The 9,185-nt window shown below is 70.0% G+C and carries 10 protein-coding genes, 1 tRNA gene and 2 pseudogenes; 10 read left to right on the top strand and 3 right to left on the bottom strand.

Features of this window, described 5'->3' with window-relative positions; translation table 11 throughout:
• Positions 1-129: 129 nt before the first annotated feature.
• Together ACWGJB_RS39445 and ACWGJB_RS39450 are read left to right on the top strand one after the other, a co-directional pair.
• Entirely contained in the window at positions 130-639 is a 510-nt protein-coding gene (locus ACWGJB_RS39445; RefSeq protein ID WP_453384856.1) for a GAF domain-containing protein, read from the top strand.
• A gap of 21 nt (positions 640-660) precedes the next feature.
• Positions 661-843 carry a hypothetical protein gene (locus ACWGJB_RS39450; RefSeq protein ID WP_453384857.1) on the top strand — a complete coding sequence of 61 codons (183 nt, stop codon included), beginning with the start codon at positions 661-663 and terminating at the stop codon, positions 841-843.
• Between the two features lie 427 nt (positions 844-1,270).
• Here ACWGJB_RS39450 and ACWGJB_RS39455 read toward each other — a convergent pair whose 3' ends face one another.
• On the bottom strand, positions 1,271-2,476 hold the full coding sequence (locus ACWGJB_RS39455; protein ID WP_453384858.1) for a cytochrome P450: 1,206 nt from the start codon (positions 2,474-2,476) through the stop codon (positions 1,271-1,273).
• 209 nt (positions 2,477-2,685) lie between these two features.
• Between ACWGJB_RS39455 and ACWGJB_RS39460 the strand changes: the two genes are divergently transcribed.
• The 7 genes and pseudogenes from ACWGJB_RS39460 to ACWGJB_RS39490 all read left to right on the top strand — a co-directional run bounded on the left by ACWGJB_RS39460 (position 2,686) and on the right by ACWGJB_RS39490 (position 6,586).
• On the top strand, positions 2,686-2,892 hold the full coding sequence (locus ACWGJB_RS39460; RefSeq protein WP_453384859.1) for a hypothetical protein: 207 nt from the start codon (positions 2,686-2,688) through the stop codon (positions 2,890-2,892).
• Positions 2,893-2,970: 78 nt separating this feature from the next.
• Positions 2,971-3,285: pseudogene (locus ACWGJB_RS39465) on the top strand (isocitrate lyase); the annotation flags it as partial.
• Between the two features lie 177 nt (positions 3,286-3,462).
• Positions 3,463-3,975, top strand: a complete 513-nt coding sequence (locus ACWGJB_RS39470) for a hypothetical protein (RefSeq protein ID WP_453384860.1) — start codon at positions 3,463-3,465, stop codon at positions 3,973-3,975.
• A gap of 302 nt (positions 3,976-4,277) precedes the next feature.
• Positions 4,278-5,120 (top strand): helix-turn-helix domain-containing protein, encoded by an 843-nt coding sequence (locus tag ACWGJB_RS39475; protein ID WP_453384861.1) that lies wholly within the window; start codon positions 4,278-4,280, stop codon positions 5,118-5,120.
• A 73-nt stretch (positions 5,121-5,193) separates the two neighbouring features.
• On the top strand, positions 5,194-5,808 hold the full coding sequence (locus ACWGJB_RS39480; RefSeq protein WP_453384862.1) for a dihydrofolate reductase family protein: 615 nt from the start codon (positions 5,194-5,196) through the stop codon (positions 5,806-5,808).
• 183 nt (positions 5,809-5,991) lie between these two features.
• Positions 5,992-6,168, top strand: a complete 177-nt coding sequence (locus ACWGJB_RS39485) for a hypothetical protein (RefSeq protein WP_453384863.1) — start codon at positions 5,992-5,994, stop codon at positions 6,166-6,168.
• A 5-nt stretch (positions 6,169-6,173) separates the two neighbouring features.
• Positions 6,174-6,586: pseudogene (locus ACWGJB_RS39490) on the top strand (SDR family oxidoreductase).
• Positions 6,587-6,876: 290 nt separating this feature from the next.
• Here the strand turns inward: ACWGJB_RS39490 and ACWGJB_RS39495 are convergent.
• Positions 6,877-8,013 carry an FAD-dependent oxidoreductase gene (locus tag ACWGJB_RS39495; protein ID WP_453384864.1) on the bottom strand — a complete coding sequence of 379 codons (1,137 nt, stop codon included), beginning with the start codon at positions 8,011-8,013 and terminating at the stop codon, positions 6,877-6,879.
• Between the two features lie 152 nt (positions 8,014-8,165).
• Here ACWGJB_RS39495 and ACWGJB_RS39500 point away from each other — a divergent pair, with 152 nt between their 5' ends.
• Positions 8,166-8,861, top strand: coding sequence for a TetR/AcrR family transcriptional regulator (locus ACWGJB_RS39500; protein WP_453384865.1), 696 nt, complete (start codon positions 8,166-8,168; stop codon positions 8,859-8,861).
• Between the two features lie 85 nt (positions 8,862-8,946).
• Here ACWGJB_RS39500 and ACWGJB_RS39505 read toward each other — a convergent pair.
• Positions 8,947-9,024, bottom strand: a tRNA-Met gene (locus ACWGJB_RS39505).
• Positions 9,025-9,185 lie beyond the last annotated feature (161 nt).

Consider the following 9,185-nt stretch of genomic DNA (forward strand, 5'->3'; position numbering starts at 1 on the left):
GCGCTGCCGTACCGGCAGCGCGACGCCGGGGTCGCAGCGCACTCGCATGCCCGCTCACAAGCACGGCGCGGCGCTCCCTGCGCGCGCTGTCCGCCTGCGCACTGTCGCCCTGGCTCCGGCGACCGCGGTATGTCCAGCCGGCATCAAGCGCGGCAGCCCCGTCCCCGCACTGCCCGACCACGTCTCTTGCGCAGCTCGCAACGCGGCAGGACAGTCGTCCATGGCCGTGACTGCTTCGTCGCCCCGATCGGCGGCCCATGCTCGGCCGAGGATCTTTTGCCGTCAGACGTCCATACGGTGATGGTGGCGCCGCTGTACGCCCGCGGCCTCACGCTCGGCAACATCGTGGTCCGGCGCACCGGCCGTTCCGACCCGTTCGCCAAGGACGAGGCGGATCTCATGAGGCAGATCGCCTCGCGGGGTGCGCTCGCATCGACAACGCCCGCCGGTACACGCGCGAGCACCGGGCGGCCGTGGCACTGCAGCAGAGTTTCCTCCCTCCGGCCGCGACCGACACCCCGGCAGCCGATACCGCCGGGGTCTACCTGTCCGCGGGCGGCGAGGCGGACGTCAGCGGCGACTGGTACGACGGCATCGCTCTGCCCTCCCTGCAGCTGGCCCTCGTCGTCGGGAACGTGATCGGCCACGGAATACCCGCCAGTGCCACCAAGGGCCGTCTGCGCCGCCATCCAGACACTTGCGGGCCTCGAACTCGAACGGGACGAGCTGCTCACCCGGATCGCCGACATGGTCCAGCGCCTCGCGGCCGAGGCCCGATCCGGCGACGGCCAGCCCTCGCTCGGCTCACACCGCTCCACGAGCACAGGACGATCGACGGCATGACCTACCCGATACGCGCCGCGAAAACCACCGTTGCCGTCGTGGTCGTCACGCTCGGATACTGCTAGCTCCTCAATGCTCTTGAGGCGCTGCTCGATCACTTGGCCACAGCGGACAGCGACCGCAACCCGCTCGCCGACGTCCCTTACTACTGGGTCGTCGATGCGGCGGTCAACGTCCTCTACCCGCTCGCCTTGTGGGCGGGCCTCTGGCTGGTCAGGGTCCGCGGAAACCACTTCGCGGTCGTCGTCGGCTTCGTCACCTGGTTCACGCTCATGCTGGAACACCTGGACATCAGCACAACTGGGAACGCCCTCCGAACGATTGGGAAGTCCTTTCCGTGTCGGGTTCGCGGTGTGGCTGCTACGAGGTGCTGGGTGTGCCTGCCGGGCTCGGGGTGGGCGTGTGTGGCGGGACCAGTGCGGGTCTCCTACCAGGCGACGGGCAGCTCGATCGGGAAGCGCCGGATTGTCTCGGTGTCCCAGCGGATTTCTTCAGGTGGGACCGCGAGCCGCAGACCGGGGAACCGGTCCAGCAGCCGTCCGATGGCTACTTCCAGTTCTGCCATGGCCAGGGGTACGGCGATGCAGCGGTGTCCGCCCCAGCCGAAGGTCATGTGCGGTGCCGGGGGCCGGTCGGGGTCGATGGACTGCGGGTTCGGGTATCGCTGCGGGTCGCGGTTCGCCGTCAGGTACGACACATGGACGAAGTCGCCTTTTCTGATCCGTACCCCGGCCATCTCCACGTCCTCCCGTGCCACCCGGGGAATGCCGACTCCCTTACGGAAAGGGATGACGCGGAGCAGCTCGTTCAGGACCTCCGTGAGGGTCTCCGGCCGGCAGCGCAGGCGTTCCATCAGTTCGGGCCGGGTCAGGAGGAGGTAGCAGATGTCGCTGATCTGGCAGGTGGCCGTGTCCTGTCCGCTGAGCGTCAGCGTGAGCGCCATGACGGCGACTTCCTGGTCGTCGAGTGTGTCCTCGCCGTCCTTCGCGGTGGCCAACGCGCTGATCAGGTCGTCGCCGGGAGAACTCCGCCGCTGTTCGACCAGCATGGTGAAGTAGTCGCGCAGTTCGGCCTTGGCGGCTGCGGCGGTCGTACGGCTGTCCGGGCCGGTGGCGAGGAGTCGCTGCAGGTTCTGCTGCATCCGGCTCCAGTCGCCCTGGGGAATGCCGAACAGGTCGAAGACGGTGTGCTGGGGGAGAGGGTTCGACAGATGGCCTACGAGATCCGCCGGCGGTCCCTGCTCGGCCATCTCGTCGAGCAGGGCGTCCGCGAGACGGGTGATCCTTGCCCGCATTGCCTCCACCCGCCGCTGGGTGAACGCCTGCGACGCCAGGTGGCGAAGGCGGCTGCTGTGCGGCGGGTCCATCACATTGATCGACTCGGCGGAGACGATGGGCTCCGGCGTCAGCCGGGGGAAGTCGGACCCCATGATCCCCGCCCGGCTGAACCGCTGGTCAGTGGTCACCTGTTGCACCCCCTCGAAGCCGGTGACCAGCCAGGCATCGGCGTCACCGTAGGGCAGCCGGATCCGGGCGATGGAACCACGGTCCATGAGCGCCGCCAGGGAGGGATCGAACTCCAAGCCCTCACTGAAGTCGAACGGACAGGTGATTGCTTCGTTGCCTGAGGTCATCGCACCGTTCTTCCTGGTTCGCCGACTTTGCTGGTCTATGAATATGTCACTCGGCGGCATCGGGCCACCGCTGTACCTCCGGTGTGCTTTCCCGCCCCTATTCCCGCGCGGCCGGCGGACAGCGCCGTTGATACACGGAGTCGCGCCGCTGGAGCCGCATGTGCCTGTTGAGCGGGCGGCGTGGAGAGCGATGGGCCCGTCACAGGAGGGTGGTCGGCGAGGCACTCGGGGCGTGGCGCAAGGGCCTGCCCGACCACGGTGAAGAACTCGCCGAGGTCTTCCGCCACCCCACGGCGATCGCGGAGATGCAGGGCGTCGACCTTGGTGAAGAGGCCGGACGAAAGATCGCAAAGAACGCCCGTCATGATTACACCGCCAGGGCCAACGGCGTACCGGTGTGTACCAGCCGGGAGTGATCCTGAATGCCGCCCCCCGCGGGCGCGGGAACCACTGGGAGCTCGCAGCCAGTACAGACCGAGGAGACGGTGACAGGCATGGCAGAAGCGAGGACGCAGGCGGCCGAGGAACTCGCGCGGCGCTGGGACACCGACCCGCTCTGGCAGGGCATCGAGCGCACCTACGGCGCCGAATACGCCGTACGGCTCTCCGGCAGTGTCCGCGAGGAGCAGACCCTGGCCCGGCGCGGCGCCGAGCGGCTGTGACGCCGGCTTCACGAGCCGGACTACATCCACGCCCTCGGCGCGCTCACCGGCGGCCAGGCCGTCCAGCAGGTCAAGGCCGGCCTCCAGGCCTTCCACCTGTCCGGGTGGCAGGTCGCCGCCGGCGCCAACCAGGCCGGGCACACCTACCACGGAGGTCCAGCCGCCGGGCGCGGCCTGCTCGGCGCGCCCCAACTCCAGTCCACTGAGCGGCTGAGCACAGTCGAGGCAGGCGGCTGCTTGTCGCCATAGGGGTTTCACCACCGTCGCCACCCCTGAAAACGCTCTGAAACCGCGCTGAATGGGGGTTCGGCCACGCTCTGCGGCATGACGACGACGGCCCCGTCAGGGCCAGCGGCCCGGGAGGGGATCACCATGAACGGCCTGCGACTGATCCGTCGGCACGCAGCGGCTTTCGGGCGCTTCGCCGGGCTGGGCAGTGTGGTCACCCTGGCGGCCTCCGCAGCCCTGGTCCTGCTTTCGCGGTGGATTCCGTGGATGGCGGCAAATGCGCTGACCACCGTCGCCTCCACCGTGGTCGCGACCGAGCTGCACGCTCGTGTCTCGTTCGGCCACGGACGGCCCGGTCTGGCCGGCCACCTGAAGAGCGCGGCCACCACTGCCCTCGGATGGCTGGTCACGTCCGCCGCGGTCGGCGCGCTGGCCGCGCTTCGCCCCGGCGCCGGACTCGTCCTGCAGCAGACGGTGTACCTGTCGGCCACCGCGCTCGTCGGGATCGGCCGCTATCTCGTGCTGCGTCTTGGTGTGTTTGCCCATCGCCCCCCTCGGCCCCGAACCGACGGCGTGCGGTTGCGGGCCGCGTACGGCCCGGTGGTGTGAGGGCAGGCGGGGACGGGACTGCGGCCCGGGGGTCTGGGCCGGCGGCGCGTGCCTTGGGGGTCGGCGCCGAGACACGCGACCAGTACCTCGCGGTCAGCCACGGCCAGAACCCGGAGAAGTTCTCGTTCACCGACGGAACGGTGCGTGCCGGTTGCTGGAGGAGTACTTGGGTTGGCGCGGGCGCCCCGACTTGAATCGACCAGCCGGTTCACCGCTACGGGGCCAGGGCCTCGCCGAAGCGGGCGTCGGGCACGGGGGCGCCGCCCTCGCGAACTGAACGCCGCTGCTGCCACACTCAGTTCATGGACTACGTCGGCCGGGTGCCCGCTCCGCCGCTGGATCGGTTCATCGACGACATCTACTGTCTGACCGGGGTGCCGCACCACCGGCTGATGAACGTCCCGCCGATGCCGTCGGCACACTTGTTCCTTCACCTGGGCGGGCCCGTCCGTCTGTGGGACTCCGACCCTTCGGTACCGCCGGCGGTGTTCACCGACGGGTGGTTCATGGGCGTATGGACCAGGCGCTTCCTCTTCGAGTACCCCACGCATGTGCGGCTCGTCGGTGTGCACTTCAAACCCTGGGGGATGTCTCCGTTCGTCGACGTGCCGGCGGCCGAGCTGCACAACCGGTGGGCGCCGGTCGATGACGTCTGGCAACGCTCTGTGGACCGGATCCGAAACCGCGTCGGTCACGTCGGGTCGGCCGCCGAGACATTGCGAGTGCTGGAGGAGGAGTTGCGGTTGCGACTTGCCGAGGCCCCGGCGCGCGGTCTCGACCTGGTCCGGCACACAGGCGGGCGTCTGGAGACCTCGCACGGCACGATCCCGGTCGGTGCGCTGGCCGATGCGGCCGGGGTGAGTGGCAGTCACCTGGCCGGCCTGTTCAAGGCCCATGTCGGTGTCACCCCGAAGCGGGTGGCGCGGATCTACCGCTTCGCGCGGCTGATCGTGTCCGTGGACGCCCTGCGCCCGGTCGACTGGTCGGAACTCGCCCAAAGAGCGGGCTACTTCGACCATGCCCACTTCAGCAGGGAGTTCAAGGACTTCACCGGCCACACGCCGACGCAATACCTGGCCCTGCGGCGGCGATTCCCCACCCAGCGGCAAGGTCCTCAGGACATCGGTCCGATGCCCGCCGATTGATTTCTTACATGCCCCGATCCCCTCGGCGCGTGAGGATTGCGGTGAACCCGCAAGGAGACTTCGAGGAGGGCCCGTGGGCTCGGTGATCATGCACAGCGTGGTGTCGGTGGACGGCTTCATCGCCGACGAGAAGGGCGAGGTCGGGCCCCTTCACGAGTGGTACTTCAGCGGGGACGTCCCGATCGTCGTGGGCGGGGACGAGCCCTACGACCATTCCGGCGCCGGAAGCCGCATCAAGGTCTCGCGTGCGTCGGCGGACTACGTCCGGTCGATGTGGGAGTCGATCGGCACGATCGTGATGGGCCGCAACCTCTTCGACCTGGTGAACGGCTGGGAGGGCAGGCCGCCCGCGGGCGATCACGTGGTCGTGGTGTCCCACCGGCCCAAGCCCGAGGGGTGGCATCCCGAGGCGTCCTACCATTTCGTCGACGGCGTGGCGGCCGCGGTCGACAAGGCCCGGGAACTCGCCGGGGAGCGGATCGTCGCCGTGAACGCCGGCGAGGCGGGCGCTCAGATCCTCGCGGCCGGTCTCGTGGACGAGGTGGCGATGGACGTGGTCCCGGTGGTGTTCGGGTCCGGCAGGCGCTACTTCGGCGGCATCGACGGGCCGCGTCTGCTCGAGGATCCACACGTGGTCATCCAGGGCGACAGGGTGCTGCACCTGAGGTACAAGGTGCGCCACCGGTGACCTTCGCCAACTCTGGCACGACGAACTACCTCACCTCGCACCTCGCCCCGACCGCCGACGCCCATGCAGTGGCCTCGCAGGCCGCAGCGCACAAATACACCGTCGGCTTCTCCTTCAGCGCGGGCGTCGAGTCCAGCGGCCCAGAAAGCACATGTCGCCGTCTTGGACGTACACACTCCGCCCGTGGACGATGCCCTGTACGTCGAGGGTGACCTGTGGGACGACCGCTCGGTCCGGGAAGCCGTCGGCGCTGCACTGGAGACGCTCGGGGGACTGGACGTACTCGTCAACAACGCGAGGTCGGGGCGCAGGGCCTGGTGGAGGACCACTCCGACGAATGGCAGCAGGTCCTCGACGTGAATGTGGTGGGCCTGGTCCGTGTCACCCGCGCGCTGCCGGGGCTGCGGGTCTCCCCGCACGCGGCCGTCGTCAACGTCGCCTTCATCGCGGCGACGGCCGGACTGCCTGAGCGCGCGCTCTACTCGGCGGCCAAGGGCGCGATCCTGTCTCTCACCTTCGCGATGGCCGCCGACCTGGTGGCCGACGGTGTCCGGTCAACGCGGTGAACGCCGGAACCGTCGACACACCATGGGTAGAGCGGTTGCTGTACCGAGCACCTGATCCCGACAGGCAACGTGCCGCACTGGCCGCTCGCCAGCCGCACGGCCGGCTGGTGACGGCGGACGAAGTCGCCGACGCCATCTGCTGCTTGGCCTCTCCGGCTGCGGCATCCCTCACGGCACGGCCGTCGCCGTGGACGGAGGCATGGCGGGCCTGAGACTGCGGACGACGGGCTGACCCCGGCGACCGTAACCCTCCCCGAACCGCGAAGGGGCCACCGCGTACCGTGGCTGACATGCCCGACGTGCGCTTCGTCTGCCTGCTTGCCACGAGTTACGACGAAACCCTGGCCGTCGCGGACTGACTCACCGTCACCCTCACTCTCGAGGAGAGGGCCGAGGCGTACGGAGGCAGCGCGACCCGCTGGTACGGCATGCCACGCTGATCCGGCCCACGTTGCGCCCGGACCGACCGCTGTGGCCTCACCAGCAAGCCCGGGTCGCCGCGTCAGTGTGCGCCGTTGGTGGCGAAGTCGGGGAGGTCCGTGGAGAGCAGTCCGGCGGTGGCGCCGTGGAGGAGCCGTGCCGTCTCGGTCGAGCGGGGCAGCATCGTCTTCTCGTAGACGCGGACGGCCTCCTGGACGGTGTCGGAGTTGACGACGGCGAGGGCGAGTTCGCAGGCGTCGAGCATGGCGAGGTTGACGCCGACGCCGAGCGGGGGCATGAGGTGCGCGGCGTCGCCGAGCAGGGTGACGGTGGGGCTGTGGTCCCACGTGTGCGGGACGGGCAGTGCGTAGATGGGGCGGTCCACATAGCGGCCGGGATTCTCGGCGATCAGGTCTCGCATGCGCGGCGACCAGTGGTCGTAACGCCGAAGCAGGAGGCGGCGGATGCCCTCGGTGTCGTCGGGCGTCAGTCCGGCGGCGGTGATCCAGTCGGCGGGGACGCGCTGGATGACGTAGACGCGGATGTGACCGCCGCTGTTGCGCTGGGCGAACACACCGCGGTCCCCGTCGGCCGCCGCGGCGCTGCCCTGCCCGACGAGTTCGGCGATGCCGGGGTGCCGGTTGTCGACGTCGTCGAACCAGATTTCGAGGAAGCTGAAGCCGGTGTATTCGGGGGTCGCGGGGGAGAGGACCGGACGGACCCGTGACCACGCGCCGTCGGCGCCGACAATGAGGTCGGCCTCGGCCGTGGTCCCGTCGGCGAAGTGCAGGGTCCGCGGTCCGTCGGCGGGGCCGGAGACCTCCTTGAGCGCGTGGCCCCACCGGACGGTGCCCGGGTGCAGGGAGGCGAGCAGCAGGTCGCGTAGGTGCCCCCGGTCGATCTCCGGCTTGAACCTCTCGTCCTCGGTCGGCACGTGGTGGAAGAGGACCGTGCCGTCCGGGTCCAACTGGCGCATCGCCTGCCCCTCCGGGCGTGACAGGCGGAAGAACTCGTCGAGCAGTCCGGCCTCGCGCAGGGCGATCTGCCCGTTGTCGGCGTGCAGGTCCAGGGTGCCGCCCTGGTCGCGTGCGTCGGGTCCGCTGTCGCGGTCGTGGACGGTGGCGTGGACGCCGTGCTGCTGGAGGATGCGGGCGCAGGTCAGGCCGCCGGGGCCGGCGCCGACTATGGAGATGCGGGGTGTGGGGACATCGGTCTTCATGGTGGGACTCCGTTCGCGTGGCGCAGCCGTGCCCTGGCTGCGGCTGTTGGAGAGGCGGTCCGGGCCGTCGCATCCACAGAAAAGCACATCGGATCAATAAGTGCAACGACTCAACTTTTGATACCGATGAACCGAGAGGTTAGACTGAAGCCATGCCAGACCAGACGACCGACACCGGGGCGACGCCGGCCCCACCGGCCCCGCCCCCCGCCCCGCCGGGTCCGCCCGCCCCACCGGCTGCGCCGCCCCCCGCGCCGGCTCCGATCGGCCGTCGTGAGCGCAAGAAGGCCGCCACGCGGCAGGCCATCGCGGACGCCGCGCTGCGCCTGTTCCTGGAGCGCGGATACGACGACGTCGGGATCCGCGAGATCGCGGACGCCGCCGACGTGTCCACCACCACGCTGTTCAAGCACTTCCCGGTCAAGGAAGCCCTGGTCTTCGACGAGGAGGGCGACCAGGAGGCCGCCCTGCTGGCCGCGGTACGGGAGCGGCCCGAAAACCAGTCCGTATCCGCGGCCCTGCACGAGCATGCCTTGCGCTCCCGTGTCGCGGCCGTGCCCGGTGACCCCCGATTCGCCGAGTTCACCCGCCTGGTGAGTGACACTCCCGCCCTACGGGACTACCAGCAGAAGATGTGGCTGCGTCACACGGCCGCCCTCGCCCGGGCCATCGCGGAGGAGAGCGGACTTCCGGCGGACGACCCCGCCAGTACCGCTCTCGCCCTCTTCGCCCTCGACGCGCCTCGCGCCGCCCAGCAGCACGACGACCCGCGCCGAGCCCTCGACCGCGCCTTCGAACTGCTGGAGCACGGCTGGCGCGCGCTCGCCCAAGACCCTTCGGCGAGCTGACCGCGGGAGAGCCCCTCCCGCACCCGAGGGCGGCGCCCGCACGTGTCCGGCCCCCTCCACGTGAATGAGGAGGGGGCCGGAACTCTGGTGGCGGGGGCGGGATTTGAACCACGCGACCTCTGGGTTATGAGCCCAGCGAGCTTCCGAACTGCTCCACCCCGCTTTGACTCCTTGAGCGTACGCTCCGCGCGCCGAACCAGCACGGAATTTACGACCGGGCGGAGCGGGGGGGGGGGGGGGGGGGCGCGCGGGGCGGGGGGGCCCCCGCGGGACATGACGTGGCGCACCCCCGGTGGGGGGGGGGGGCGCGGGGGGGTTAGAGCG

This window comes from Streptomyces sp. NPDC054813, assembly GCF_053611365.1.